This window comes from Streptomyces sp. NPDC043876 (assembly GCF_056435825.1).
The window spans coordinates 351,483-376,960 of record NZ_JBWKDV010000001.1; the positions used below are offsets into that span (position 1 = coordinate 351,483).

26 protein-coding genes are annotated in these 25,478 nt (G+C 73.6%); 14 read left to right on the forward strand and 12 right to left on the reverse strand.

Annotated features, from left to right (window positions below):
- Window positions 1–14: 14 nt before the first annotated feature.
- Window positions 15–548 (forward strand): hypothetical protein, encoded by a 534-nt coding sequence (locus AC0693_RS01760; protein WP_478800735.1) that lies wholly within the window; start codon window positions 15–17, stop codon window positions 546–548.
- Window positions 549–611: 63 nt separating this feature from the next.
- Here AC0693_RS01760 and AC0693_RS01765 read toward each other — a convergent pair whose 3' ends face one another.
- Entirely contained in the window at window positions 612–1,406 is a 795-nt protein-coding gene (locus AC0693_RS01765; protein WP_478800736.1) for a DUF4344 domain-containing metallopeptidase, read from the reverse strand.
- Window positions 1,407–1,559: 153 nt separating this feature from the next.
- Between AC0693_RS01765 and AC0693_RS01770 the strand changes: the two genes are divergently transcribed.
- Window positions 1,560–4,736 carry a tetratricopeptide repeat protein gene (locus AC0693_RS01770; protein WP_469317656.1) on the forward strand — a complete coding sequence of 1,059 codons (3,177 nt, stop codon included), beginning with the start codon at window positions 1,560–1,562 and terminating at the stop codon, window positions 4,734–4,736.
- Window positions 4,737–4,827: 91 nt separating this feature from the next.
- Here the strand turns inward: AC0693_RS01770 and AC0693_RS01775 are convergent, their stop codons facing one another.
- The 3 genes from AC0693_RS01775 to AC0693_RS01785 all read right to left on the reverse strand — a co-directional run bounded on the left by AC0693_RS01775 (window position 4,828) and on the right by AC0693_RS01785 (window position 7,229).
- Window positions 4,828–5,061 (reverse strand): hypothetical protein, encoded by a 234-nt coding sequence (locus tag AC0693_RS01775; protein ID WP_478800737.1) that lies wholly within the window; start codon window positions 5,059–5,061, stop codon window positions 4,828–4,830.
- A 2-nt stretch (window positions 5,062–5,063) separates the two neighbouring features.
- On the reverse strand, window positions 5,064–5,945 hold the full coding sequence (mca, locus tag AC0693_RS01780) for a mycothiol conjugate amidase Mca (protein WP_469317654.1): 882 nt from the start codon (window positions 5,943–5,945) through the stop codon (window positions 5,064–5,066).
- Between the two features lie 84 nt (window positions 5,946–6,029).
- The gene (locus AC0693_RS01785) at window positions 6,030–7,229 is read right to left on the reverse strand and encodes an RNA-guided endonuclease InsQ/TnpB family protein (protein ID WP_469317653.1); all 1,200 of its coding nucleotides are present in this window, start codon (window positions 7,227–7,229) and stop codon (window positions 6,030–6,032) included.
- Window positions 7,230–7,265: 36 nt separating this feature from the next.
- Between AC0693_RS01785 and AC0693_RS01790 the strand changes: the two genes are divergently transcribed.
- The 3 genes from AC0693_RS01790 to greA all read left to right on the forward strand — a co-directional run bounded on the left by AC0693_RS01790 (window position 7,266) and on the right by greA (window position 8,681).
- A complete protein-coding gene (locus AC0693_RS01790; RefSeq protein WP_469317652.1) occupies window positions 7,266–7,469 on the forward strand; it encodes a toxin-antitoxin system HicB family antitoxin in 204 nt (67 codons plus the stop codon).
- 75 nt (window positions 7,470–7,544) lie between these two features.
- Window positions 7,545–7,961: a DUF4307 domain-containing protein gene (locus AC0693_RS01795; RefSeq protein ID WP_478800738.1), complete on the forward strand. Its 417-nt coding sequence runs from the start codon at window positions 7,545–7,547 to the stop codon at window positions 7,959–7,961.
- Window positions 7,962–8,183: 222 nt separating this feature from the next.
- Window positions 8,184–8,681 carry a transcription elongation factor GreA gene (gene greA / locus AC0693_RS01800; RefSeq protein ID WP_356404269.1) on the forward strand — a complete coding sequence of 166 codons (498 nt, stop codon included), beginning with the start codon at window positions 8,184–8,186 and terminating at the stop codon, window positions 8,679–8,681.
- Window positions 8,682–8,784: 103 nt separating this feature from the next.
- Here the strand turns inward: greA and AC0693_RS01805 are convergent, their stop codons facing one another.
- From AC0693_RS01805 to ilvA, 3 genes are all read right to left on the reverse strand, one after another.
- Window positions 8,785–9,636 carry an ABC transporter permease gene (locus AC0693_RS01805; RefSeq protein WP_468463109.1) on the reverse strand — a complete coding sequence of 284 codons (852 nt, stop codon included), beginning with the start codon at window positions 9,634–9,636 and terminating at the stop codon, window positions 8,785–8,787.
- A gap of 2 nt (window positions 9,637–9,638) precedes the next feature.
- Complete coding sequence (locus AC0693_RS01810; RefSeq protein ID WP_478800739.1) at window positions 9,639–10,604, reverse strand: ATP-binding cassette domain-containing protein; 966 nt, start codon at window positions 10,602–10,604, stop codon at window positions 9,639–9,641.
- Between the two features lie 85 nt (window positions 10,605–10,689).
- Window positions 10,690–11,922 (reverse strand): threonine ammonia-lyase, encoded by a 1,233-nt coding sequence (gene ilvA, locus AC0693_RS01815; protein WP_356404263.1) that lies wholly within the window; start codon window positions 11,920–11,922, stop codon window positions 10,690–10,692.
- Window positions 11,923–12,156: 234 nt separating this feature from the next.
- On the opposite strand from ilvA, the gene AC0693_RS01820 reads away from it, so the two are divergent.
- From AC0693_RS01820 to AC0693_RS01830, 3 genes are read left to right on the forward strand one after another with little or no spacing between them, the layout of a single operon-like run.
- Window positions 12,157–12,678 carry a MarR family winged helix-turn-helix transcriptional regulator gene (locus tag AC0693_RS01820; RefSeq protein ID WP_356404261.1) on the forward strand — a complete coding sequence of 174 codons (522 nt, stop codon included), beginning with the start codon at window positions 12,157–12,159 and terminating at the stop codon, window positions 12,676–12,678.
- A 34-nt stretch (window positions 12,679–12,712) separates the two neighbouring features.
- The gene (locus AC0693_RS01825) at window positions 12,713–13,276 is read left to right on the forward strand and encodes a sigma factor-like helix-turn-helix DNA-binding protein (RefSeq protein ID WP_478800740.1); all 564 of its coding nucleotides are present in this window, start codon (window positions 12,713–12,715) and stop codon (window positions 13,274–13,276) included.
- On the forward strand, window positions 13,276–13,527 hold the full coding sequence (locus AC0693_RS01830; protein WP_356404259.1) for a hypothetical protein: 252 nt from the start codon (window positions 13,276–13,278) through the stop codon (window positions 13,525–13,527). Before AC0693_RS01825 ends, AC0693_RS01830 begins: the two co-directional genes overlap by 1 nt.
- Before the next feature lie 39 nt (window positions 13,528–13,566).
- On the opposite strand, the gene AC0693_RS01835 is transcribed toward AC0693_RS01830, so the two are convergent.
- Window positions 13,567–14,724: a cystathionine gamma-synthase gene (locus tag AC0693_RS01835; protein WP_356404257.1), complete on the reverse strand. Its 1,158-nt coding sequence runs from the start codon at window positions 14,722–14,724 to the stop codon at window positions 13,567–13,569.
- Window positions 14,725–14,886: 162 nt separating this feature from the next.
- Between AC0693_RS01835 and AC0693_RS01840 the strand changes: the two genes are divergently transcribed.
- The 5 genes from AC0693_RS01840 to msrA all read left to right on the forward strand — a co-directional run bounded on the left by AC0693_RS01840 (window position 14,887) and on the right by msrA (window position 20,861).
- The gene (locus AC0693_RS01840; protein ID WP_356404255.1) at window positions 14,887–15,993 is read left to right on the forward strand and encodes a hypothetical protein; all 1,107 of its coding nucleotides are present in this window, start codon (window positions 14,887–14,889) and stop codon (window positions 15,991–15,993) included.
- Window positions 15,994–16,117: 124 nt separating this feature from the next.
- Window positions 16,118–17,230: a hypothetical protein gene (locus AC0693_RS01845; protein WP_478741151.1), complete on the forward strand. Its 1,113-nt coding sequence runs from the start codon at window positions 16,118–16,120 to the stop codon at window positions 17,228–17,230.
- 144 nt (window positions 17,231–17,374) lie between these two features.
- A complete protein-coding gene (locus AC0693_RS01850) occupies window positions 17,375–18,982 on the forward strand; it encodes a M48 family metalloprotease (protein ID WP_478800741.1) in 1,608 nt (535 codons plus the stop codon).
- Entirely contained in the window at window positions 18,976–20,085 is a 1,110-nt protein-coding gene (locus AC0693_RS01855; protein WP_478800742.1) for a hypothetical protein, read from the forward strand. Before AC0693_RS01850 ends, AC0693_RS01855 begins: the two co-directional genes overlap by 7 nt.
- A gap of 101 nt (window positions 20,086–20,186) precedes the next feature.
- Entirely contained in the window at window positions 20,187–20,861 is a 675-nt protein-coding gene (msrA, locus tag AC0693_RS01860) for a peptide-methionine (S)-S-oxide reductase MsrA (protein WP_356404248.1), read from the forward strand.
- 57 nt (window positions 20,862–20,918) lie between these two features.
- Here the strand turns inward: msrA and AC0693_RS01865 are convergent, their stop codons facing one another.
- Both AC0693_RS01865 and AC0693_RS01870 read right to left on the reverse strand, forming a co-directional pair.
- The gene (locus AC0693_RS01865; RefSeq protein ID WP_469336047.1) at window positions 20,919–21,269 is read right to left on the reverse strand and encodes an AQJ64_40280 family protein; all 351 of its coding nucleotides are present in this window, start codon (window positions 21,267–21,269) and stop codon (window positions 20,919–20,921) included.
- 107 nt (window positions 21,270–21,376) lie between these two features.
- Window positions 21,377–22,447, reverse strand: a complete 1,071-nt coding sequence (locus AC0693_RS01870) for an NAD(P)-dependent alcohol dehydrogenase (protein WP_468462948.1) — start codon at window positions 22,445–22,447, stop codon at window positions 21,377–21,379.
- A gap of 202 nt (window positions 22,448–22,649) precedes the next feature.
- On the opposite strand from AC0693_RS01870, the gene AC0693_RS01875 reads away from it, so the two are divergent.
- Entirely contained in the window at window positions 22,650–23,615 is a 966-nt protein-coding gene (locus AC0693_RS01875) for a helix-turn-helix transcriptional regulator (protein WP_468462949.1), read from the forward strand.
- A gap of 3 nt (window positions 23,616–23,618) precedes the next feature.
- On the opposite strand, the gene AC0693_RS01880 is transcribed toward AC0693_RS01875, so the two are convergent.
- Both AC0693_RS01880 and AC0693_RS01885 read right to left on the reverse strand, forming a co-directional pair.
- Complete coding sequence (locus AC0693_RS01880) at window positions 23,619–24,638, reverse strand: GNAT family N-acetyltransferase (RefSeq protein WP_478800743.1); 1,020 nt, start codon at window positions 24,636–24,638, stop codon at window positions 23,619–23,621.
- Between the two features lie 76 nt (window positions 24,639–24,714).
- On the reverse strand, window positions 24,715–25,392 hold the full coding sequence (locus tag AC0693_RS01885; protein ID WP_356404239.1) for an ABC transporter ATP-binding protein: 678 nt from the start codon (window positions 25,390–25,392) through the stop codon (window positions 24,715–24,717).
- Window positions 25,393–25,478 lie beyond the last annotated feature (86 nt).

Below are 25,478 nucleotides of genomic sequence, written 5' to 3' on the forward strand. Positions count from 1 at the left end.
GACTAGGAGCGCCTGTGACACCCACGGATGCCGTCACCGAGAGCACAATCCTGCTGGCCGAGTATGACCGTCTCAAGGAGGAACAGAAGACCCGCATAGGGTTCCGCGACAACTTGCTCTACTTCACGCTCGCCGCAGCTACTGCGGTCGTGGCGATCACAGTCCAGAGCGGCCAGTCCCGGCTGCTGCTCAGTGTCCCGGTGATCTGTCTGATCCTGGGCTGGACCTACCTGGTCAATGACGAGAAGATTTCAGCGATCGGCTGCTACGTCCGCGACCGGCTAGGACCCCGCCTGGGGGAACTCACCTCCGCACGCGGCACGGTGTTCGGCTGGGAGGTCTACCACCGCAACGTTGCGGGCCGCACCATGCGCAAGCGGCTTCAGACTGCGGTGGACCTGTTCACGTACCTGGTCCTGCCCATGGTCTGCACGACCGCGTTCTGGTGCTCTCCCGTCGTTCGGCCCCTGCTCGTGCTCGCTTCTCTCGGGCAGACGCTCGCCTTGGCCGTGCTGGGCTGGCAGTTTCTACGTCGTACGGAGCGGTAGCCCCAGGGGTCGCCAGGCAGACCTACGACACCTCGGGCAGCAGGGTGCGCATCGACTCCGTGCTCAGTCGCGGAGCAGGGGGGTCAGGTCTGCCAGCCAGGACGTGCGGGTGGTGGTCCAGGTGGAGGGGCAGTGCGGGAAACGGGGGGCCAGGTCCGGGTGGCGGGTGGGGGCCGCGCCGTACAGGTGGCACAGGTGGGCGGCGGCGCGGGCCGCGTCGGGGGCGTGCTCGTCCTGGTCGTCCGCGTGCGGGCCGGAGCCGGTGGCGGCGGCCAGTTCGTACTCCCGGGCCGCCAGGCGCAGGGCGCGTTCGCCCGGTGGGCCCTGGCGCAGCAGCATCAGTGCGGCGAAGCGGTCCGCCGCGTCCTCCTCCGCCCGGTCCTCGGCCGGCAGGTCCAGGGCGTCGGCGACCGCGTGGCCCGCCTCGTGGAAGAGGGTCTCGGTCCACACCGCGCCGACCGCCTCGTCGGCCGGGCGGTCACCGGCCCGTTCGAACAGGGCCCGGTCGTCGACGGCGTCGTCGTAGCAGAGCTCGATGCGGTGGGTCGCGGGGTCGTAGCCCGAGCCCTCGCCCGCGCAGGACCTGGCCACGACGGTCACGTCGTACGGCAGGACGAGGAACGCGTTCAGGCGGTCGGCCGCCTCCTCGGCGCCGCGCCCCGCCCGCAGCCGGTCCGCCTCCGCACGGTCGGGCGCGGCGGCGGGTTCGTAGTGGACGCGGAAGGCGCCGCGGGCGGGCGGGCCTTCGACGCGTCCGGCGGTGCAGCCGGCCGGCAGCGCCAGGCCCGCCAGGACCGCCGTCGCGCTCAGCGTCCGTAGTCGTCTTCCGAATCGTCCGCCTCGTCCGCGTCGCCCCATGAGGTGATTGTCGGTCACCCAGCGGCGCGACGGAGCGTCAATTGGCGTGCCCCACAAGGCCGGTACCTCTGAACTCGCTCAGATCCGCTCGCGCTCCCGGGGCGGGCGCAGGACACTTGGGGCTTCGCGGCGGGCTCTTCGAGGAGGATGCGCATGCGGGTCAGTCATCGTGGTGAGGCCGAGCGCCTGCTGGTGCGGGCCGTCGACGAGGAGCTGTTGCGGTCGGGGGCGGCCGGGGACAAGGCCGCGCTGCTCGCGCGGGGGCGGGAGGCGCTCGACGCGCTGGCCGCCAGCGCCGCCGAGGAGTACGCGGCGTACGTGGCGGCCCTGGACGAGGCCGCGGCCGGGGAGTACTCGCTGCGCGAGGCCTTCCGGCGGCAGAGCGCGTCCACGGCGATGCTGGCCTGCGCGGTGGCGGCGGTGGCCGCCTTCGGGACGGACCTGGCGCTCGACGCGGCTCCGGCGACGGCGGCGGCCACGGGGGCCGCGGCCCTGCTCGCGGGCGCCTTGGCGACGGTCGCCAAGGTGACGGGCACCCATCTGCCCGCGGCGAGCCGCCGGGCCGGTGCGCTGGGGCAGCCCGGGGGCCCGGAGCAGCTGAAGTTGCAGTGGCTGTCGGCGCTGGAGGTGCGCGGCATCCGGCCGTTCCTGGAGCGGCAGCGGCAGGTGACGGTGGCGGCCCAGCCCCAGCGCCCCGCGCGGGCCCCGCAGTTGCGCGGGGTGGACCGCAGTGCGCAGGCGCGGCAGCGCAGGATGCTGGAGCAGTCGTTCGGGCAACTGCCGGAGCCCGCCGGGCCGTTCGCGGGGCGGCGGGCGGAGCTCGGGCAGATCGCGCAGTGGGTGCAGGCGGCGCGGGCGAGCACGCAGACCCGCCCGGTGGTGGTCGTCCTGCACGGCGAACCGGGGGTGGGGCGCACCGCGCTGGCGGTGCGGGCGGCGCACGAGCTGCGGGACCAGTTCCGGGGCGCGTGCGTGGTGGCGCTGAGCGGGAGCGGCGGGAGCGGCGAGGCGCCGCTGCCGACGCGGGAGGCGCTGCTGCACCTGCTGAACCGGCTGGGCGCGCCGCGCGAGCAGTTGCTGTTCCGGGAGCGGGCGTCGGCGGACCAGCAGGTGCGCAGGCTGGCGGAGCTGTACCACCAGCATCTGCGGGGGATGCCGGTGACGGTGGTGCTGGACGACGCGGTGGACGCGGCGCAGGTGCGCACGCTGGTGCCGGAGCGTTCGGACGGCCTGGTGCTGGTGACGGCGCGGACGGCGCTGGAGCTGCCCGCGGACACTCCGGCGTGGGTGCACCACCTGGCGGTGGAGCGGCTGGGGGCGGCGGAGTCCGCGGAGGTGGTGCGGGCGGGCGCGCAGGCGGCGGGCACGGGCCCGTACGCGGACGAGGTGACCGCGGGGCTGCTGGCGCTGGGCGCGGGGCTGCCGCTGGCGCTGCGGGTACTGGCTCCGCTGGGCGGCGTACGGGCCGGTGAGGGGGGCCTGCTGGAGCGGGCGCTGGAGCTGGCGTACGTACGGCTGCCCGAGGACCGGCGGCGGCTGCTGCGGCGGCTCGCGCTCGCGGGACGGGCCTCGCTGGGGGCGGCCGCGGCGGGGGCGCTGATCGGGGCGGACCGGGCGGAGGCTGCGCGGCTGCTGCGGGAGCTGGCGAAGGCGGGGCTGCTGGACCACGTGCGCGGGGAGCGGTACCGGATGCACGACGCGGTGCGCGCGTTCGCGGCGGCGCGGCTGGCGGCGGACGAGGAGCGGGCCGAGGCGACGGCGGCGCACGAGCGGCTGATACGGAACTACGCGCAGCTGGCGGACTCGGTGATCCGGATGGTCGACGGGAAGACCTCGACGCGGGCGAACCATTTCGACGGGCACGGTTTCGCCTCGCTGGACGCGGCGCTGAGCTGGCTGGAGGAGGAGTCGAGCTTCATCACCTCGGCGCTGCGGCAGTCGGAGGGCGTGGACCAGCAGGCGGTGCTGGAGCTGCTGGGGGCGCTGTGCGATTTCTGTCTGCTGCGCGGGGACCTGTACCGGCTCGGGGAGATCAACGAGCTGGCGCAGGCGGTCGACCAGGGGCTGCTGGTGCGTTCGGTGCAGTGGCGCACAGGGATCGCGGCGCGCCAGCTGGGTGAGCTGGACCGGGCGCGCACCACGCTGACGTCGGTGGTGGACCAGTACATGGAGGCGCACCAGGAGGCGGGCGCGGCGATGGCGCTGGTGTCGCTGGGGATCACGCTGCACCACCAGGGGAACCTGCCGGAGGCGGCGGCGCGGATCCGGGAGGCGATCGCGCTCCAGGAGCCGCCGGAGCTGGCGGGTGACCGGGCGTGGGCGCTGCACGCGCTGGCGGCGGTGGAGCGGGACCGGGCGCACCTGGCGGAGGCGCTGACGCTGCTGGAGCGGTCGCTGGCGCTGCACCGGGAGAACGAGAGCGTGCACGGCGAGGCGTGGGCGCACTTCCAGCTGGGGCAGGTGTGTCTGCGGATGGACGACGTGCCGCGCGCGGAGGCGGAGCTGCGGCTCGCGCTGGAGCTGTACGGGCGCACGCACGACGGCCGCGGAAGGGCGTGGGCGCTGACGCAGCTGGGGCGGGCCCGGGTGGTGGACGGGGATCCGGAGCCGGCGGTGGAGCAGTTGCGGGAGGCGCTCGCGCTGCACCGGGAGGCGGAGGACGCGCGCGGCGAGGCATGGACGCTGTACTACCTCGGGCAGGCGCTGGAGGAGAGCGGGGAGCGGGATCCGGCGGTGCGGGAGCTGGAGCGCGCGCGGGCGATGTTCTCGCGGATGCGGGACGTGTACGGGCTGGCGTGCGCGCGCCACCATTCGGGGCGGGTGACCCGGGACCAGCGGGCGGCGCAGACCGGCAACCTGCGCAATTCCGGCTTCGCGCGGCAGCTGCTGGTGGACGCGCGGGCGGACTTCCGGCGGATCGGGCTGGCCCACGGCGAGGGCTGGACGTGCCTGGAGCTGGCGGTGGTGGACGCGGGCAACGGGCGGCTGGCCCAGGCGGTGGGGCTGTGCGAGGAGGCGGGGCGGCTGTTCGCCTCGTACGGGGACCTGCGGGGCGCGGACTGGGCGCGCTTCCTGCGCTGCACGATGCTGGCCTACGCGGTCCCGGGCCCCGAGGGTCTGGCGGCGGCCCGCGCGGAGCTCGAAGCCCTGCTCGCCGACGCGCACCCGGCGCGGGACGGGAAGCTGGAGGACTGCCTGGAGCCGTACGGGGTGATCCTGGCGCGCGGCGTGGACCCGGCGGAGGGCTGGCAGGGGTGGCGGCTGTCGATGGTCCCGGACCGGCACTCGCGGGAGATCATGGGCGTCCCGGTGGCGGCCCCGTCGGCGTAGGCGCGGGCGGCCCCCTCGACGGCCGGCTCGGGCAGGCGAAACCCGCCGCTCCGCCCCCGTGGACGGGGCCGGAGCGGCGGGTCGCGGGGGCCTACGGGGCCCGCGGGGCCTCGGTCGCGGCGGGGTCGGTGGCGGCCGGGTCGGGTGCCTCCTCGAAGGCGACCCGGCCCATGTGGCGGTTCATCGACTTCATCAGGAACCACACGCCGACGGCGAGGGCCGCGAACACGATGAAGCCGAGGAGGCCGGGGGTCACCTTGTTCTTGTCGAAGGTGTCACCCGCCAGCGGAAGGAGCTGGGTCAGTGCTGCGTGCGTAGCGCTCATAGCTACGCATTCTCCCGGATGCCCGCGAAGAGGTCGGACTCGGGGAGGGACGTATCGACGAGCGACTTCGCCAGCTCGTACTCCTCCGTGGGCCAGACCTCCTTCTGGACGTCCATGGGCACGCGGAACCAGCCGCCGTCCGGGTCGATCTGGGTGGCGTGCGCGATGAGGGCCTTGTCGCGGATCTCGAAGAACTCGGCGCAGGGGACGTGCGTGGTCAGGGTCCGCTCCTTGCGCTCGAACTCCTTCCAGCGCTCCAGCCACTCCCCGTAGGGGGATTCCATGCCGCGCGCGAGGAGCGCCTCGTGCAGGGCGACGGTGCGCGGCTTGTTGAAGCCCTGGTTGTAGTAGAGCTTGAGCGGCTGGTACGCCGGTCCGAACTCGTCCTCGGGGTACTTCTCGGTGTCGGCCGCGCCCTCGAAGGCCACCATGGAGATCTGGTGGGTCATGATGTGGTCGGGGTGCGGGTAGCCGCCGTTCTCGTCGTAGGTGGTGATGACCTGCGGGCGGAACGCGCGGATCTTCTTCACCAGCTCGCCGGCGGCCTCGTCGACGTCCGCGAGGGCGAAGCAGCCCTCGGGCAGCGGCGGCAGCGGGTCGCCCTCGGGGAGGCCGGAGTCCACGTAACCGAGCCATTCCTGCTCGACGCCGAGGATCTCGCGGGCCTCGTCCATCTCCTTGGCGCGCACCTCGTGGATGTGCTCCTCGATGTACGTGTCGCCCTGGAGCTTGGGGTTCAGGATCGAGCCGCGCTCGCCGCCGGTGCAGGTGACGACCAGTACGGGCACCCCCTCGGACACGTACTTGGCCATGGTGGCCGCGCCCTTGCTCGACTCGTCGTCGGGGTGGGCGTGGACGGCCATCAGTCGAAGCTGCTCGGTCAAGACAGGATCCTCGTTCGGGTCGGGCGGGGCCTTCTATATTGACTCCTCCCCCTCAGCAAGAGTCCTGTGAGGGGTATTCCTGGCTCACACTGCCCGACGGACCGGCGGTCCCCCGGGTCTTACGTGCTCGGCGCCAGCCGGGTCGAGACCAGCCCGGACCAGCATCACGCGCGCGGAATTCCGGTCCCTGGGGGAGGACCATCCGCACGCGTCGCAGGTGTACGTGCGCTCCGACAACGGTAGTGCGTGCTTGGCTCTCGCTCCGCACTGCCCGCAGTCCATGGTGGTGTAGGCGGGACGCACCAGCCGGACCGTCCGCCCGTGCTTGCGCGCCATGTTGATCAACTCGCGCTTCGCGGCCGAGATCGCCGCGTCGGCCGCCTTGCGGGCCATGGTCGACTTGGCGAGGAACTTCGGACGGAAGTCCTCCACCGCGATTCGGTCGAAGTCGGTCGTTACCCGTTTGGCCCACTTGCGGGCCGTGTCCTGACGCTGTCGGGCGGCCTTCTTGTACACCTTCGCGGCCTGCGCGCGCGCTCTGCGGTAGCCCCTTGAGGCGGCCTGCCCCCGCTTCGGCTTCCGGCGGGCCATCATCCGCTGATAGCGGGCCAACCGGCCAGATGCCCTCTTCCCGTATTCGGGGTGGGGCAGGTCGTGCGCCTCACTGGTGGTGGTCGCAGTCTGCTTCACACCCCAGTCGATACCGATCGCCCGCCCGACTTCGGGAAGCACCTGGACTTCGGCGGGAACTACGAACGAGGCATACCAATGGCCAAGACTGTCCCGGTAGACCCGGACACTGGACGGCGCGGCGGGCAGAGCGCGCGACCACACAACGGTCAGGGTGAGGCCTCCGGCCAAGTACAGACGGCCACCCTTCAGACGAAAACCGCGACGGGTGTAGTTGAGCGTCGGTTTCGCCCCGACCTTCTTCTTGAACCGCGGCATCCCGGCCCGTCGGCCGACCGGCAGCCGTTCCTTGATGTCCTTCAGCGCCTTGCTGCGTGACTTCGCAAAGTCACGAATGGTCTGCTGCTGGGGCACGGACCCGCCGTCACGTAGCCATTCATGCTCGGCTCGCCAGCCCGTCAGCCGCTTGTCCAGCCCGCCCGGCCCGCAAGCGTCCCCGGCCTTGTGTGCCGCCCTGGACTGCTCGACGCACTGGTTCCAGACCCAGCGGCACCGATCCCACTCCGACAGCAACGCCACCGATGCAGTGGACGACACGCGCAGCCGATAGGTGTACCGGGCGTACCCGGCTTCCTCTCCATCTGGTGTCGCCATGGTGTCAAAATAACACTCTTATGTCATCATGCAGGCATGAATTCCGAAGTGCGCGTCACTCTCCGGCTCCCAGCAGACCTGCACGCCCGCCTGGCCGCTCACGCGAAGTGCGAGAGGCGGTCACTCAACGCCGATCTCGTCTACCTCCTGGAGGGCTCCCTCGGTGCCGAGGGCCCCGGGGTGGATCCCGGGCGCCCTGCGCGGCCGTCGCGCGGGAACCCCGATTCCGCTCCCGCCTGAGGGGCATGGGATCCTCCGGTGAGGCGACCGAATCGCGGCACCGGAAGGTTCCGGGCCCTCCGGAGAGGAACGATCATGAGCACGGTGCGCGAGGGACTCCCCGAGGGCCGGTACGGCCGGTCGGCGGAGGAGCGGACCGACCGCAGGCTCAAGATCGTCGGCTCGCTGCTGGGGGTCGTGCTGCTGGGTGTGATCGGCTGGATCGGCTGGGGCTACGTCGGCGGCCAGAGCGTCAGCGGCGAGATCATCAAGTTCCAGGTGGTCTCGGACTCCGAGGTGCGGGTGCACCTGGAGGTCCGCAAGGAGGCCTCGATCACCGGCGTGTGCACGCTCAGCTCGCAGGACAAGGGGCACGGCGAGGTCGGCCGGGCGGACTACACCTTCGCCCAGGAGACGGACCGGGTCGACGAGCTGGTCTCGCTGAAGACCACCGGCCGCGCCGTGATGATCGAGCTGGTCGGCTGCCAGCAGTCCGAGGGCTCCGCGCGCTAGCCGGTCCGGTCCGGGGCCGCCGTACCGTGAGCCCGGGGCCGTCCCGCGGGCCGCCGTACGGGTGATCATGAAGTGCCCGGGGGCCGCGCTCCCGGGGCCTGACACACTTCACACGCTCGGTGTCCTCCCCCTTTTCTTCCCGAATTGTTAGGCTCGTGGTTTCGCCCGTTGCCGGCGACATTGTTGTCCCCCCGAGTCCCCCTGTACCGACGAGGAGCACCTGTGACCCAGACGAGCGAGAGCGTCACCTGGCTGACCCAGGCGGCGTACGACCAGCTGAAGGCCGAGCTGGACTACCTCTCTGGTCCCGCACGCACGGAGATCGCGGTCAAGATCGCAGCCGCCCGCGAAGAGGGCGACCTGCGGGAGAACGGCGGTTACCACGCGGCCAAGGAGGAGCAGGGCAAGATGGAGCTGCGCGTCCGCCAGCTGACGCAGCTCCTGGAGAAGGCCAAGGTCGGCACCGCGCCCGCCTCCGACGGCGTGGTCGCGCCCGGCACCCTCGTGACCATCGCCTTCGACGGAGACGAGGACGACACGCTGGAGTTCCTGCTGGCCTCCCGCGAGTACGCCTCCTCGGACTTCGAGACCTACTCGCCGCAGTCCCCGCTGGGCTCCGGCGTGATGGGCAAGTCGGTCGGCGAGGACGCCGAGTACGAGCTGCCGAACGGCAAGAAGGCCCAGGTCAAGATCCTGGCCGTGACGCCGTTCAACGGCTGAGACCACGCCGCGGCCGATGCCGTGCGCACAGCAGAGCCCCCGCCGGACGCGCTCCGGCGGGGGCTCTCGCGTACGGACGTACGGGCGTACGGGCGGACCGGCGCTACGCGGTCGCCGAGCGGTACTTGCGGACCGCCAGGGTCCGGAAGACCACGATGATCACCACGGACCAGATCACGGACGCCAGGACCGGGTGCTGCATGGGCCAGGCGGCCGGGGCCTCGTAGCCGGGCGGCAGGTTTCCGAAGAGCTCCCGGGCGGCCTGGACGGTCGCGCTGAAGGGGTTCCACTCCGCGATGTGCCGCAGGAAGGCCGGCATGTTGTCGGACGGGACGAACGCGTTGGAGATGAAGGTCAGCGGGAAGAGCCAGATCAGCCCGCCCGAGGTCGCCGCCTCCGGCGTGCGCACCGAGAGCCCGATCAGCGCCCCGATCCACGAGAAGGCGTACCCGAGCAGGAGCAGCAGGGCGAAGCCCGCCAGCACCTTGCCCAGGTTCTCGTGGGTGCGCCAGCCGACGATCAGCGCGACGACCGCCAGGACCACGATGGTCAGGGCCGTCTGGACCAGGTCCGCCAGGGTGCGCCCGGTCAGGACCGCACCGCGCGCCATGGGCAGCGAGCGGAAGCGGTCGATGAGGCCCTTGTGCATGTCGTCCGCGATGCCCGCGCCGGCTCCGGCGGTGGCGAAGGTGACGGTCTGGGCGAAGATGCCCGCCATCAGGAACTCGCGGTAGGCGGCGGGCGAGGTGTTGCCGCCGACGCTGATGGAGCCGCCGAAGACGTAGCTGAACAGCACGACGAACATGACCGGCTGGATGACCCCGAAGATGATCATCTCGGGGATGCGGGACATCCGGATCAGGTTCCGCTTGGCGATCACCAGTGAGTCGTTGACCCCCTGGACGATGCCGCCGCGCGGGCGCGGGGCGGTCAGCTCCGGAGTGCGGGAGGTGATGCTCACTTGGCTTCCTCCTCGTCCGCCAGTTCGGCCGCGTGGCCGGTCAGGGAGATGAACACGTCGTCCAGTGTCGGGCGGCGCAGGCCGATGTCGTCGATCTCTATGCCCCGGCCGTCCAGTTCGCGGATGACCTCGGCGAGCAGCTTGGCGCCCCCCGTCACGGGCACGGTGAGCTTGCGGGTGTGCTCCTCGACGGTCGTCTCGCCCTTGCCGAACGCGGCGAGGACCTCGCGGGCGGTGGCGATGTGCTCGCGTTCGTGCACGACCACCTCGACGCGCTCGCCGCCGGTGCGGGCCTTGAGCTGGTCGGAGGTGCCGCGGGCGATGACCTTGCCGTGGTCGACGACGCAGATGTCGTGGGCCAGGTGGTCGGCCTCTTCGAGGTACTGGGTGGTGAGCAGCAGGGTGGTGCCGCCGGCCACGAGTTCCTGGATGATCCCCCACAGCTGCTGGCGGTTGCGGGGGTCGAGGCCGGTGGTCGGCTCGTCCATGAACATCACGGGTGGGCTGACGACGAGGGCGGCCGCGAGGTCGAGGCGGCGGCGCATGCCGCCGGAGTAGGTCTTGGCCGTGCGGTCGGCGGCGTCGCCGAGGTTGAAGCGTTCGAGGAGCTCGTCCGCGCGGACCTTCGCCGCCTTGGCCTTCATCTGGTAGAGCTGTCCCACCATCCGGAGGTTCTCGCGGCCGGTCAGGTACTCGTCGACGGCCGCGAACTGGCCGGACAGGCCGATCGCCCGGCGCACCTCGTTGGGGTGCTTGAGGACGTCGATCCCGGCGACGACGGCCTTGCCGCTGTCGGGCTGGAGCAGCGTGGTCAGGACGCGCACGGCAGTGGTCTTGCCCGCCCCGTTGGGGCCGAGCAGACCGAGGACGGTGCCTTCGGGGACATCGAGGTCCACCCCGTCCAGAGCCCGTACGTCACCGAAGGTCTTCACCAGACCTTCGGCGTAGATGGCGCCTGGCATATGGATATCTCCTAGCGAAAAGGATCTTTCCTGCGCAAATCTCTTGGTTGAGCGGGCCGGGGTGGGTCGGGCCGGGCGGGACGGGTTACCCCATCACCTTGTACCCGGCGCTGTGCAGCGACCGCGCGACCTCCGCGCAGTGCTCCTGGCCCTTGGTCTCCAGGTGCAGTTCCACCTCCACCTCGGTGAGCCCGAGCCGCGGATCGGTCCGCACGTGACTCACGTCCAGCACGTTCGCGTCCACTCCCGACAGCACCGCCAGCAGCCCGGCCAGCGCGCCCGGCCGGTCCGTCACCCGCAGCCGCAGCGACAGGTAGCGGCCTGCGGCGGCCATGCCGTGCCGCAGGATCCGCTGGAGCAGCAGCGGATCCACGTTGCCGCCGGACAGGACGGCGACGACCGGGCCGTCGCCGTACCGCTCGGGCTCGCTCATCAGCGCGGCGACGGGACTGCAGCCCGCCGGTTCCACGACGAGCTTGGCCCGCTCCATGCAGAGCAGCAGCGCCCGGGAGAGCGCGTCCTCGGACACCGTACGCACGTCGTCGAGGAGTTCGCCGATGATTTTGAAGGGAACGTCGCCGGGACGCCCCACCTTGATGCCGTCGGCCATCGTCTGCGGCGCCTCGATGGAGACCGGGTGGCCGACCTTGAGCGAGGGCGGATAGGCGGCCGCGCCGGCCGCCTGCACGCCGACGACCCGCACGTCCGGGCGCAGCGCCTTGACCGCGACCGCGATGCCGGCCGCCAGGCCGCCGCCGCCGATGCCGACGACGATCGTGCGGACCTCGGGGCACTGCTCCAGGATCTCCAGGCCCACCGTGCCCTGGCCCGCGATGATGTCGCGGTGGTCGAAGGGGTGGATGAACACCGCGCCGGTGCGGTCCGCGTAGTCCTGGGCGGCGGCGAGGGTCTCGTCGACGACCTGGCCGTGCATGCGGACCTCCGCGCCGTAGTCGCGGGTGGCGGCGACCTTGGGCAGCGGGGCGCCGACCGGCATGAACACGGTGGAGCGGACGCCGAGCAGCGAGGAGGCCAGGGCGACGCCCTGGGCGTGGTTCCCGGCGCTGGCGGCGACGACCCCGGCGGCGCGCTGCTCGGGCCGCAGCCCGGAGATCCGTACGTAGGCGCCGCGCAGCTTGAAGGAGCCGGTGCGCTGGAGGTTCTCGCACTTGAAGTGGACGGGGGCGCCGACGAGCGAGGTGAGGTACCGGCTGCCCTCCATGGCGGTCACCCGCGAGACGCCGGACAGCATCTTCTGGGCCCCCCGGACGTCGTCGAGGATGACCTGGGGAACGGGCTCCGGCACGCGGTAGTTCATGGCGCCAAGTCTGGCAGCTGCGCGCGGACCCGGCCCGGTGCGTCCGGGGGGGCGGACCGGACGCCCCCTCGGGGCGGGGGGCGAAATCTCGCCATCCGAGACCGGGGCGGAGGGCGGCGGATGTCCGCCCCGGAACGGCCGCACCAGTTCTCGCACGAGGCGTACGAGCCGCAGCGCGGCCGCGTACTCTGTCCCCCATCCTTGTCGGCCCCCATGTGAAGAGAGCCCACGGCCATGCCTTCCACTCCGGCCAGTTCCGACCTCCCGGCGGCGCCGGACGCGCCCGCCGGGGCGGGTCTCCTCGACGCGCTCCAGCACCAGGTGGCGGTCTTCGCCCGGCGGGCGGAGCAGACCCGCCTCGGCGGGGTCGGCCAGGCCCGCAACTCGATGGACCGCGCCGCGTACCTGCTGCTGAACCGCCTCGACCTGGAGGGTCCGATGGGCGTCAAGGCGCTCGCGGGCGGCATGGGCATCGACTCCTCGACCGTGACCCGCCAGGTCGCGCCGCTGGTCGACACGGGGCTGGTCAAGCGCACCTCGCACCCGGAGGACGGGCGCGCGGTGGTCCTCGCGCTGTCCCCGCGCGGGCTGGCGCGGCTGGAGGAGGTCCGCTCCTCGCGGCGCGAGCTGATGTCGCGGGTGACGGAGGGCTGGACGCAGGAGGAGCGCGAGGTGTTCACCGCACTCCTCACGCGCTTCAACCTGTCGCTGTCGGAACTGATGGCGGCGGTCGCCGAGGGCGGTCCGACCTCTTGACCCGGGTGGTCCGGCTGCCCGCACTATGTGGGTTGTGGACCACCGACCGGCGTACGGACAGGGGGAGTTCAGCGGACTCCCCGGTTCCCGCACGCTTCCCTACGCGGAGTTCGAGGCCTTCGTCGCGGGTGCGGCGGGCCGGCTCCTGCACGTCGCCGTCCTGCTGACCGCCGAGCCCGAGCGGGCTGCGCCCGCCGCCCGGCGGCTGCTCTCGGGCGCGCTGGCGCGTACGTTCGCCGACTGGCGGCGGCTGCGCGGCGACGACCCCTACGCCGCGACCCGCGCCGAACTGTGCGCGGCCTTCGCCCGCTCCGCCTGGCGCCACCACGCGCGGCCCCGGCCGGGCGCGGAGGCGGGGGTGCTGGCGAGGCTGAGTCCGCAGGAACGTCTCGTCATCGTGCTGCGGGTGTACGAGGGGGTGGCGGAGGAGCAGGCGGCCGCGCTGCTCGGGATCCCCGCGGTCCGGGTCCGGGCGGTGTGCCACCGGGCGATGACCGCCTTGCGGGCCGCCGCGGCGGCGGGCGGCGGGGACACGGGGGCCGCCGGTGGCACGGGGGCGGGTGCGCCGGGTCCGGCGCCGACCGGGCGGGCGGCGTGATGGGCGCCCCCGACCGCAGGGAGGCGGAGGTGCGGCGGCTGCTGGAGGGCCCGCACCCGGTGGTGCCCGTGGACCTCGCGGCCGTCGCCGCGGCCCGGGGTGCGCGGCTGCTGCGGCGCCGCCGGGCGCTGCGCAGGCTCGGGTGGGCCCTGGTGTTCGCGGCGGCGGTCGCCTTCACGGTGTGGGCCTCGCTCGCCCACCCGTGGGAGGTCCCGCCGACGGACGTGGCCCCGCCCCTGCGGGGCTGGTAGGACCACGTCCACCGGACGGACCGGCGCTTTCGGAACTGTCTAGCCCAGGGCCTGGGTGAGGTCCGCGATCAGGTCGTCGGCGGCCTCGATGCCCACCGACAGGCGGACGAGGTCACCGGGGACCTCCAGGGCGGAGCCCGCCACGGAGGCGTGGGTCATCCGGCCCGGGTGCTCGATCAGGGACTCGACGCCGCCCAGGGACTCGCCCAGGGTGAAGAGCTTGGCGCGGTTGCAGACCTCGACCGCCGCCTCCTCGCCGCCGGCGACCTGGAAGGAGATCATGCCGCCGAAGGACTTCATCTGCTTCGCGGCGATCTCGTGGCCCGGGTGGTCCGGCAGGCCCGGGTACAGGACGCGGGTGACCTTCGCGTGGCGGGTCAGCATGTCGGCGACGCGCGTGGCGTTCTCCGAGTGCCGGTCCATGCGGACGGCCAGGGTCTTGATGCCGCGCAGCACGATCCAGGAGTCGAAGGGGCCGGCGACGGCGCCCATCGCGTTCTGGTGGTAGGCCAGCTCCTCGCCGAGGGCGGCGTCGGCCGTGATCAGCGCGCCGCCGACGACGTCCGAGTGCCCGCCCATGTACTTGGTGAGGGAGTGCAGCACCACGTCCGCGCCCAGCGCCAGCGGCTGCTGGAGGTAGGGGGACGCGAAGGTGTTGTCCACGACGAGCTTGGCGCCCGCCGTCCGCGCGATGTCGGCGATCACGGCGATGTCCGTGATGCCGAGGAGCGGGTTGGAGGGGGTCTCCACCCAGATGACCTTGGTCTTGGGCGTGATGGCCGCCTGGACCGCCGCAGCGTCGGAGGTGTCGGCCACCGACCACTCCACGCCCCAGCGGGAGACGACCTTCGCGAAGAGGCGGAAGGTGCCGCCGTACGCGTCGTTCGGGATGACCACGTGGTCGCCCGGGGAGAGCAGCGTGCGCAGCAGGCAGTCCTCGGCCGCCAGGCCCGAGGCGAAGGCGAGCCCGCGGCGGCCGCCTTCCAGCGCCGCCAGGTTCTCTTCCAGGGCGGTGCGGGTCGGGTTCGCGCTGCGGCTGTACTCGTAGCCGCCGCGCAGGCCGCCGACGCCGTCCTGCTTGTACGTGGAGACCTGGTAGATCGGCGGTACGACCGCGCCGGTCAGCGGGTCCGCCTTGTTGCCCGCGTGGATGGCACGGGTCTCGAAGCTCTGGTGCTCGTGGCTGTCGTCGCTCATGGACAGAGCCTAAGGGCTGCCGGGGGGTGTCCGCGGTGAGCGGCTGGTGGCGGGGGCGGTGGGTGCGCGGGGCGGCCCGGGCGGAGTCCGCCGGCGCCGGTCCGGGGCGCCGGTGGCACCCTCGTTCGCGTCCGGGGGGCCGCGTCTGGTTCGCTTGGGCGCATGGAGATTCTGTGGTTCCTGCTCGCGGTGGGCATGCTCGCCGCCGTCGTCGCGCCGTACGTCCGGCGCCGGCGTTCCGGGCTGCGCCTGGTGGCGCCCGGCAGCCCCGACGCCGCCGACCCCGAGAACTACGGTTTCGCCCGGCAGGAACAGCTCGACATCCGGGTCCCCGGCCCGGACCCGGACCTGATGGACGCCCTCGGCAACGTCGAGCGCAGCGGCCAGTGGCAGGCCGCGTCGATGCTGCTGGCCGGCACCCCGCGGGACGGCGAGGTGCGCTGGCAGCGCGTGCAGGCCTTCGCGGGGGCGGCGGCGCTGGACCTGGCGCAGCGGCCCGGGGTCGGGGCGCCGTGGCTGAAGGCGTGGCGGCTGGAGGCCCCCAAGGACGCGGGCGGCGCGCAGGTGCACGCCGAGCTGCTGGTCCAGCAGGCGTGGCGGCAGTCGGGCGGCGTGGGCACGACGGACCACCGGATCATCCTGGAGGAGGCCCGTACGGCGTGCGCCGGGGCCGCGCTGCTGGCTCCCGGCGACCCCGTCCCGTACATCACCGAGCTGGCCGTCGCCCGTGGACTGGGCTACTCCGAGGCCGAGTTCGACGCCCTGTGGGCAAAGGTCATCGACCGCGCGCCGGAGCACATGGGCGCGCACCTGGCGGCGCTGCACTACTGGTGCGAGAAGTGGCACGGCTCCCGCGAGAAGGCCGACGCCTTCACGCACCACGCGGCCGCCCGCGCCCCGCGCGGTTCGCTGCTCGCCGCGCTGCCGCTGTTCGCGGTGTACGAGCACCTGCCGGAGTTCACGACCGTGCAGAGCTTCTACCGGAGCGCGGTGGTCACCCGCGCCGTGGAGGGCGCGCTGTACGCCGTGCATTCGGCGCGCGCGGACGATCCGATGCTCGCGCACGTACGGCACCTGCTGATCCTCTTCCTGGTCAACGGCGAGCGGTGGGCCGAGGCGATGGAGCAGCTGCGGCACGTCGACGGCTACGTCGGCGCGCTGCCCTGGTCGCACAGCGCGGACCCGGCGGCGCACTACGCGGTGTACCGGGCGCTGGCGGTGGCGGGCTACGAGGCGAACGGCGGCTCGCCGGCGACGCTGCCGCACTGAGCGCGCGCCGGTGCCAGGCCCCGGACCGGGGGCGTGCCGAGGTCGCCGGACAGGCGCCTCGCGCACGTCCTCACCTCGGTGAATAAGGTTGCCGTAAGCGAGGCCGCGGCCGCATGATCCCGTGGTGATCGCCACCTGCCTCCTCATAGGCCTCGTCATCTTCCTCTGCGGGATCGTCGTCAGGAGCCGCCTGCGCGCGAACCGGCCCGCCGGCGCCGTCCGGGGCGGCCCGCTCGCCTCGCGCTGGATCCGCACGCGCTTCGACCCCGCCGCCCTCGGCCTTCCCCCGACCGCCGCCCTGGACCCCCGCCGCGCGGGCCCGGAGCCGGACCCGGCGCGGCGGGCCGAGGCCCTGCGGACGGCCGAAGCCGCCCGCGAGGGCGACTGGCGGGCGGCCGCCGCCTACTGCGAGGCCGCCGGGAGCGACTGGGACGAGCGGTGGTCGCGGATCGAGCTGCTGGTCCACGTGGCGGGGAACGACGACCGCTGGCTGACCGACTGGCGCGCCGCCCAGCCCGGCAACGGCGACGCGGGCACCGTGCACGCGATGCTGCTGGTGAGCCGCGCCTGGGCGGTCCGCGGGGCGGAGTACGCCCACAAGGTCCCCGAAGCGGACATGCGCCGGTTCCTGGCCATGCTGCCCTCGGCGATGGCCGCGGCCCAGCGGACGGCCGACCTCGCCCCGCACGACCCGGGCCCGTGGGTCGTGATGCTGACGGCGGCGCGCGCGATGGGGTACTCGCACAGCCAGTTCTGCGACCTGTGGCGCAACCTTCAGGCGCGCGCCCCGCACCACATGGCCGCCCACACCCAGGCCCTGCAGTACTGGTGCGCCAAGTGGAGCGGCTCCGACGCCTCGATGTTCGACTTCGCGGTGCGCGCCGTCGCCGGGGCCCCGGCGGGCAGCCCGCTGCCCGGCCTCTACCTCCAGGCCCTCGACGAGGTCGCCCGCCGGGACGGCTTCCGCGGCAGCCGCGCCGACCTCACCGTCAAGGCGCGGCTGCGGGACGTGGCCGTACGGCTGGACACCCTCGCGGCGGACCACGACGCCCTGCCGCGGCTGCGCCACCGCCTCGCCCACCACCTGCTGGCGGCGGGCCTGTACCCGGAGGCGCTGGAGCAGTTCCGCCGCATCGGCCCGTACTGCGGTGCGCGCCCCTGGAACGAGGACCCGGCGGGCGCCGTCGCAGCCTTCGACCACGCGCGCGGCCGCGCCGCGTACGGCGCGCGCGGCTGACGGCACCCGGCGCCGCGGTGGACGGCGACCCCGTTCCGCCGCCCGGGGGCGGGACCGGCATACTCGTCACACTCTTTCCGAGGCGCCGCGCTGCGCTGCGCGCCGTGCCGCCTCGCATCACATCCCGTGGGGGGATCCTTCCAAATGGGCGCTTCGCTGCGCGCCGTGCGCGCGCTCGTACTCCTGTCCGGCTTCTATCTGCTCGGCTTCGTGCTGCTCGGCGCCCTCGCCGGCATCGACTACGCCGTGATCGCCTCGGGCGGGCACGGACCGGTGGTCGCCAAGCTCGTCTTCGTCAGCCTGATCCTCGCCTTCCCGGTCGTGCGCGGCATGTTCATGCTCCGCACGCCCAAGAGCGAGCCGATGGCGGGGCTGCGCCCCACCGAGCGGCAGGAACCGCACCTGTGGGCGACCGTCCGCGAGCTGGCGGCCGCCGTCGGCACCCGCGCGCCGGACGAGATCGTCCTGACCGACGAGGTCAACGCGGCCGTCAGCGAGGACTCCCGGCTGCTGGGCCTGCTGCCCGGACCGCGCCGCATGTACATCGGCCTGCCGCTGATGACCGGTCTCGACGAGATGCAGCTGCGCGCGGTCCTGGCGCACGAGCTGGGCCACTACGGCAACGCCGACACCCGCTTCACCCCGCTGATCGTGCGCGGCCGGGCCCAGATCGCCCGGACCATCGCCCACTTCCACGAGCGGGCGGACCACACCGTCGCCAAGGAGCGCGCCAAGCAGGAGAAGCAGGCCGGCAAGCGGATCGCCAAGGGCAAGAAGGCGAAGGAGGTCAACACCACCGGTTCGGGCGTCCTGTACCGCGTGATGGCCGGGATCTACACGGCCTACGGGTCCTTCTTCATGCGCGCCACCCTCTCCGGTTTCCGCCGCCAGGAGTACGCCGCCGACCTGGCCGCCGCCCGGATCGCCGGGCGCGACGCCTACGCCTCCGCGCTGCGCGAGCTGCCCGCGCTGGTGTCCGCCCACGACTTCTACATGGGCTCCTATGCCACCCTCGGCGTCGGCGCGGGCCTGCTGCCCGCCCCCGGCCAGGTCTTCGGCGGCTTCGGCGAGCTGCTGCGCGCCCGCGAGGAGGAGCTGGCGGGGCTGCGCGAGGAGCTGCCGGAGCGCCCCGCCTCCCCGTACGACACGCACCCGCCCATCGCCGACCGGGTGGCCCGGATCGAGGCGCTGCCGGACGACGGCCGCGGCGCCGGCGCCGCCCGTCCCGCGCTGGACCTGCTGGTCTCCGCGGCCGGTGCCTTCGCCGCGCTGGAGCAGGAGGTGCTCACGCCCGAGGCGCTGGGGCTGCGGCGCGCCGACTGGTCGGACCTGGTCCACGAGAGCATGAGCGCGTACGTCGCCCGGGGCGCCGAGGACATCCGTGCGGCCGTGGCCGCCGAGCGCCCGGGCGGCCAGGGGGACCTGGACGCGTTCCTGGACCTGATCGACGCCGACCCGGCCGCCCTGTGGCGGGTCGCGGACCGGCTGCCGAAGTCCCCGGAGGCCGCGGCGGCCACCGGTCGCGCGGCCCGCGAGTTCGCCCGGCCGGGGCTGCGCCGCGCGCTGAACCAGCTGGTCACGGTGGAGCTGACGGGCCGCGGGGAGGCCCGCTGGCAGCTGTCGTGGGCGGACTCGGCGTCGCTGGAGTACCGCACCGGCGGCTTCGGGACCGAGCTGAACGCCGCCCTGGACGCGGCCGTGGCCGACCGGGGCGACACCGGGCCGCTGCGCAAGCTGGTGCGGGCGTGCTGATCTTCCTGGGCGTGCTGGGCCTTGCCCTGCTGGCTGTGGCCGCGTACGTACTGCGCGGCGTCCACCACATCCGCAAGGCCGGGCGGCTGACCGCCGAGGCCGAGGCCGTCGGCGCCCGGGCCGCGGAGCTGTCCGTCGCCCGGGGCTTCCTGCCGGGCGACCGGCTCGACACCGGGCGCGCGGGGCCCGTACCCGAGGAGCACGGCGCCGTTCTGGCCGCCGTCCGCTCCGGCGACTGGCGGGCGGGCGCCGCCTGGGTCGAGGCGGCGGGCCGGGACTGGGAGGAGCGCTACACGCGCGTCTACGTCCTCGGCGACGAGGCCGCGCAGGACGACACCTGGCTGCGCGCCTGGCGCGCGGCCCGCCCCGACGACGCGGCCGCGGCCGCCGTCGACGCGGACTCGGCGCTCACCGTCGCCTCGAACGTACGGGGCGCGCTGCGGGCGAGCCAGACCTCGCGGGAGCAGTTCCGGGTCTTCCACGAGCTCCAGGCGAAGGCGCAGGCCCTCGTCGAAGAGGCGCAGGCACTGGCCGACCCGGCGGACTCCACCCCGTACGTCCTGGAGCAGCCGATCGCGCTCGGGCTGAGCTACCCGCACGAGCGCTTCCGCGCACTGTCGCGGGAGATCGTGGAGCGGGACCCGAAGAACCTGTCGGCGCACGTGCGGGCGCTGCAGTACTGGTGCCACAAGTGGCACGGCTCGCACGCGCAGGCACTGACCTACGCGAAGGAGGCCGCGGCGCTGGGCGGCCCCGGCGACCTGCTCTCGCTGCTGCCGCTGTACGCGTACTTCGAGCACGAGACGCACGAGGCCGACCTGGACCCGGACACCTACTACAAGCAGCCGGAGATCGTCGCGGCCGCGACGGCGGCCCTGGCGGACCTCGCGGCGGCCGCCCCGGGCGACCGGCGCGCGGTGCGGCTGCGGCACATGCTGGCGTGGGTCCTGTACTGGCAGGACCGCTACCCGGAGGCGGTCGAGCAGTTCCGCCACATCGACGGGTACATCGGCACGGCGCCGTGGACCTACGTCTCCGACCCCGCGTCCCGCTACCTGAAGGCGCGCGACTACAGCGTGGGACGGGTGACCCGGGGCGCCTGACGCGCGACGGCCCACGGGGCGGTCCGGGATCTCTCCGCGGGGGAATCCCGGACCGCCCCGTCCGGTTGACGCCTGTGCGACCGCCGCCGAGGAGGCACCCTGTGTTCACTTACCGCCGTTCCCCCGAACTCCCCACCCCGGAGCAGGCCCTCAAGGGCCGCCCCACCCCGCAGTTCGACCTGCCGCCGCGCCACACGGTGCTCGGCAACCCGCTGGCCGGTCCCTACCCGGCGCACCTGGAGGTCGCGGACTTCGGGATGGGCTGTTTCTGGGGCGCGGAGCGCATCTTCTGGCAGACCCCGGGCGTGTGGACCACCCTGGTCGGCTACCAGGGCGGCTTCACCGAGAACCCGTCGTACGAGGAGGTCTGCTCGGGCGGCACGGGCCACACGGAGGCCGTCCGCGTCGTCTTCGACCCGGCCGTCCTGCCGTACGAGGAGCTGCTGACGGTGTTCTGGGAGAACCACGACCCCACGCAGGGCTTCCGCCAGGGCAATGACGTGGGCACCCAGTACCGCTCCGCGGCCTACACCCACTCCCCCGCCCACCAGGCCGTCGCCGAGGCCTCGCGCGACGCCTACCAGCAGGTCCTGACCGCGGCCCGCTACGGCGCGATCACCACGGCCGTCCTCCCGGCCGCGGACCGCCCGTTCTGGCCGGCGGAGCCGTACCACCAGCAGTACCTGGACAAGAACCCCACGGGCTACTGCGGCATCGGCGGCACGGGCGTCTCCTGCCCCATCGGCGTGGCGAAGCCCGCGTCCCCGGACGCCTGACCGGGGGCCCGCAGGCCCGCCGCGTCAGGCGTCGGCGGGCCCGCGGGGCGGCCGGGCTCACAGCAGGCCGAAGGCCGCCTGGAGGGCCGGGGCCACCGTGTGGCCGACGAGGTGATTGCGGGCCGCGCCCGGGAGCTCGGGGAGGTAGGCCCAGTGGGTGACGCCCTCCGGCCCGCGGGCCCCGGCGGTGTACGGGAGGCGGACGGCGGCCCCGCCGTCCACGAAGCAGTCGTGGAACTCTCGGCCGTCCGGCCCGCTCACGTGCCGTGCGAGGAACCGCATCGGCAGCACCACCCAGAAGTCCGATCCCGGACCCTCGGCGTAGCGGCCGGCGACCGCCCCCAGTACCCCGGCGCCGTTCTCCGGAAGGCCGTCCCCCGCGTCGATCCACTGCAGTACCACGGTCACTCACATCCTCGACTGCCCCGACAGGATGGGGCATTGAGGACATCCTCCCCCAGCTTCCGCCGCCCCGCCCGTCGAGCCGCGTGCACCGGCCGGGGGCCGGGCCCGCCTCAGATCGTCGACGCGTCGATGACGAAGCGGTAGCGGACGTCGCTCGCCTCGACCCGGCCGTACGCCTCGTTGATCTGGTCGGCACCGATCAGTTCGATCTCCGCGCCCAGCCCGTGCGCGGCGCAGAAGTCCAGCATCTCCTGCGTCTGCGGTATGCCGCCGATCATCGAACCGGCCAGCGTCTTGTTGCCGCCGATGACAGAGAACAGGTTCAGCGAGACCGGCTCCTCGGGGGCGCCGACGTTCACCAGCGCGCCCTCCACCTTCAGCAGGCCGAGGTAGGCGCCCAGGTCCAGCGGGGCCGAGACCGTCGAGACGATGAGGTCGAAGGTGCCGGCCAGCTCCGTGAAGGTCGCCGGGTCGTTCGTGGCGTGGAAGTGCGCGGCGCCCAGCTCCAGGCCGTCCGCCTTCTTGCGCAGGGTCTGCGACAGGACGGTCACCTCGGCGCCGAGGGCCGCGGCGATCTTGACGCCCATGTGCCCGAGACCGCCCAGGCCGACGATGGCGACCTTCTTGCCGGGGCCCGCGCCCCAGCGCTTGAGCGGCGAGTAGAGGGTGATGCCCGCGCACAGCAGCGGCGCCGCCACGTCAAGGGCGATGCCGTCCGGGATGCGCAGGGTGTGGCTCTCGGCGACCACGATGTGCGTGGAGTAGCCGCCGTACGTGGGCTCGCCGTCGGTTCCGGTCGCGTTGTACGTGCCCGTCGCGCCCCGGACGCAGAACTGGTCCTGGCCCGCCACGCAGTTCGCGCACTCGCCGCAGGAGTCGACGAAGCAGCCCACGCCCACCCGGTCGCCGACGGCGAACTTGGTCACGCCGGGACCGGTCGCGGTCACGATGCCCGCGATCTCGTGGCCCGGGACCATCGGGAAGATGCCCTCGCCCCAGCCGTCGCGGGCCTGGTGGATGTCCGAGTGGCAGATGCCGGAGTACTTGATCTCGATCAGGACGTCGTGCTCGCCGACCGGGCGGCGCGGCACGGTGGTGCGCTCCAGCGGGGCCTTCGGCGCGGGGGCAGCGTAGGCGGCGACCCGGGTGGGGACGGACACGGCGGCGGTGGGGTTCGGCACGGGGGGTGCTCCTTGGGAAGTGCGCGCGGGGCGTGTGCCGCGCAGGTGGTACGGGTGTGGTGCACGTGTGGTGATGAGGACACGATGCCCGGCTCCCGGCCCCGCACCCAGACCCCTGTCGGGGCTAGGACTGGCGAACCTACCCCTGGCGGGGTCAGGCTCACGGCCGTCCCCGGCCCCCCGGCCCGGGGATACTGGACGGATGGACCAGGCCGACGACCAGCGCACCGACCAGCGGCCCGCCGCGCGCGCGGCGGACCGTCCCGCCGCCCGCATCGACCCGCTCGACCCGCGCAGCGAGCTCGGCGAGTTCCTGCGCTCCTGCCGGGCGCGGCTGCGCCCGGAGGACGTCGGGCTGCCCGATTACGGTCGCCACCGCCGCGTCCCGGGGCTGCGCCGCGAGGAGCTGGCCCAGCTGGCCGGGGTCTCGGTCGCGTACTACACGCGCCTGGAGCAGGGGCAGGGGCAGAACGTGTCGGCGGAGGTCCTGGACTCGCTCGCCCGCGCCCTGCGCCTGGACGACACCCAGTACACGCACCTGACGCACCTGGCCCAGCCCAAGGGCCGCAAGCGCCGCCAGAGCCAGAGCCACCGCCCCGAGAAGGTCCGCCCCGAGCTGCTGCGGCTGCTGGACGCGCTGGACGGCGTACCCGCCTACATCGTGGGGCGGCGCCAGGACGTGGTCGGCTGGAACCGGATGGCGGCTGCCGTCTTCGGTGACTTCGGCGCGCTGCCGCCGCAGGAGCGCAACCTGGTGCGGATGGTGTTCCTGGACCCCGCGACCGCCGAGCTGTACGGCGAGTGGGAGTGCCGGGCCTGCGAGGTGGTCAGCAACCTGCGGCTCTACGCCGGCCAGTACCCCGACGACGCGCAGCTGTCCGCGCTGGTCGGCGAACTGTCCGTGAAGAACGCCGAGTTCCGCACCCTGTGGGCCGAGCACACCGTCCACAACAAGTCGCACGGCACCAAGGAGCTGCGCCACCCGCTGGTGGGTCCGCTCACCCTGTCCTTCGAGACGCTGACCTTCCCGGACAACCCGGAGCAGTCCCTGGTCACCTACCACGCGGAGCCGGGATCGGCGTCGGCGGACGCCCTGCGCATGCTCGGCTCCTGGGCCGCCCCGGCGCCGTCGTCGTCCGCCCCGTCCGCTCCCTCGTCCTCGGGCTGATCCCTACAGCTTGAGCTGGAACAGGGCGACGTCGCGCTCGTGCCGGTAGCCCAGGGCCTCGTTCACGCCGAGCATCGGCGCGTTCTCGTCCGCGACGGTCGTCGCGATCTCCCGCAGCGCCGGGTACGCCGTCACCACCTCGGCCAGCATCCGCCGCTTGACCAGCCGGCCAAGGCCCCGGCCCCGGTGGGCGGGGACGACGACCGTGTCGTACTGCAGGGCCCGGGTGTCCGCCGGATCGGCGAGGACCAGCTCCGTGTACGCCGCCATCTCGCCGGAGGCGGTCAGCGCGGCCACCGAGAGGATCACCCCGCCCCGGTCCACGACCAGCCGCTGCGCCAGGCGCACCCGCTCCCCGGTCCAGGCCGGGGCGCGCTCGTCCAGGTCGCCCGTGGGCGCGTCCTCCATCGACCCGTGCGCGACGGCCGAAGCGTCCGCCCACGCGTCGGGAACCTCCCCGCTCCAGCTCACGAGCCGGTAGCCGGAGGGGGCCTCGGGCGCCTCGACCGGTCCGGCCGGGACCCGCTGCACGTGCCAGCCCATCGGCAGGACGTTCTCGAAACCGAGGCGCTCCGCGAAGACCTGCGCGGGGGTGCCGGTTTCCACCAGGACGGCGAGCGAGGTCCGCTGCTGCGCCCGCAGTTCGGCCAGGACCGCCTCCCACAGGGCGCGGCCGAGGCCCCGGCGGCGGGCGGCGGGACGCACCGCGAGGTCGTTCAGGAAGGCGCCGTGCGTGTTGCCCTCGTCGGTGAAGAGCAGCAGGGCGGCGACACCGTCCAGCTCGCCGCCCTCCCCCGGCACCGCCCAGTGCACGGAGCGCCCCCGGATCGAGGAGACCCTGAGCCGGCCGCAGACCTCCACGCGGCCCGGCGCGGGCACCGCGGGCAGGTCCGCCGCGCGGACGGCGCCCAACAGGCGGGTCCAGGAGTCGACTTCGGCATCGGTGGGCGGTACGGAGAGCGGAACCACGGCGGGAGCCGGGGCGAGCGGACGGGCGGGCGCGGTGGGCGCGGGTTCGGTCATCAGGCGACCGTAACCGCGGCCCGCGGCGCGCCGCCAAGGCTTTTCCCGCTCGTACCAGTTCGCCGCGCCCCCCGCCTCAGGCGTTCTCGGTCACCGTGACCCGGCCGCGCCGGATCGTCGCCACCCGGGGCGCCCGCTTCGCGAGCGCGCTGTCGTGGGTCACCATCACGAAGGTCAGGCCGTGTTCCCTCCACAGCCCCTCCAGCAGGTCCATCACCTCGTCCCGCGTGGACTCGTCGAGGTTGCCGGTCGGCTCGTCGGCCAGCAGCACCTTCGGCTTCTTCACCAGCGCACGGGCGATGGCGACGCGCTGCTGCTGCCCGCCGGACAGCTCGCCGGGCAGGTGGCCCGCGCGCTCGGCCAGGCCGACCGAGTCGAGGGCCTCGGCCGCCCGCTCCCGGCGGACCTTCGCCTTGAGGCCGAGCGGGACGAGCGCCGTCTCGACGTTCTCCTGCGCGGTGAGGGTGGGGATGAGGTTGAAGGACTGGAAGACGAATCCGATGTTCTCGGCACGGACCCGGGTCAGCCGGGCCTCCGGGAGCGTCGCGAGGTCCAGGCCGTCGAGGACGACGGAACCGGCGGTGGGGCGGTCGAGCCCGCCGAGCATCTGGAGCAGCGTGGACTTGCCGCCGCCGGTGGGGCCCTGGATGACGAGCCGGCCGCCGTCCTCGATGGTCAGGTCGATCCCGGCGAGCGCGGTGACGGTGTCCTTGGCGCGCCGGTAGTTCTTGGTGACACCCGTGAGGTGGTACATCGTGCGGGGGTTCCTCTCGTACGTGCGCCGGTGCGGCGCGTTCGGCGGCGGTCGGCGGCGGTCGGCGGCGCGTGCGACGGTGCGTG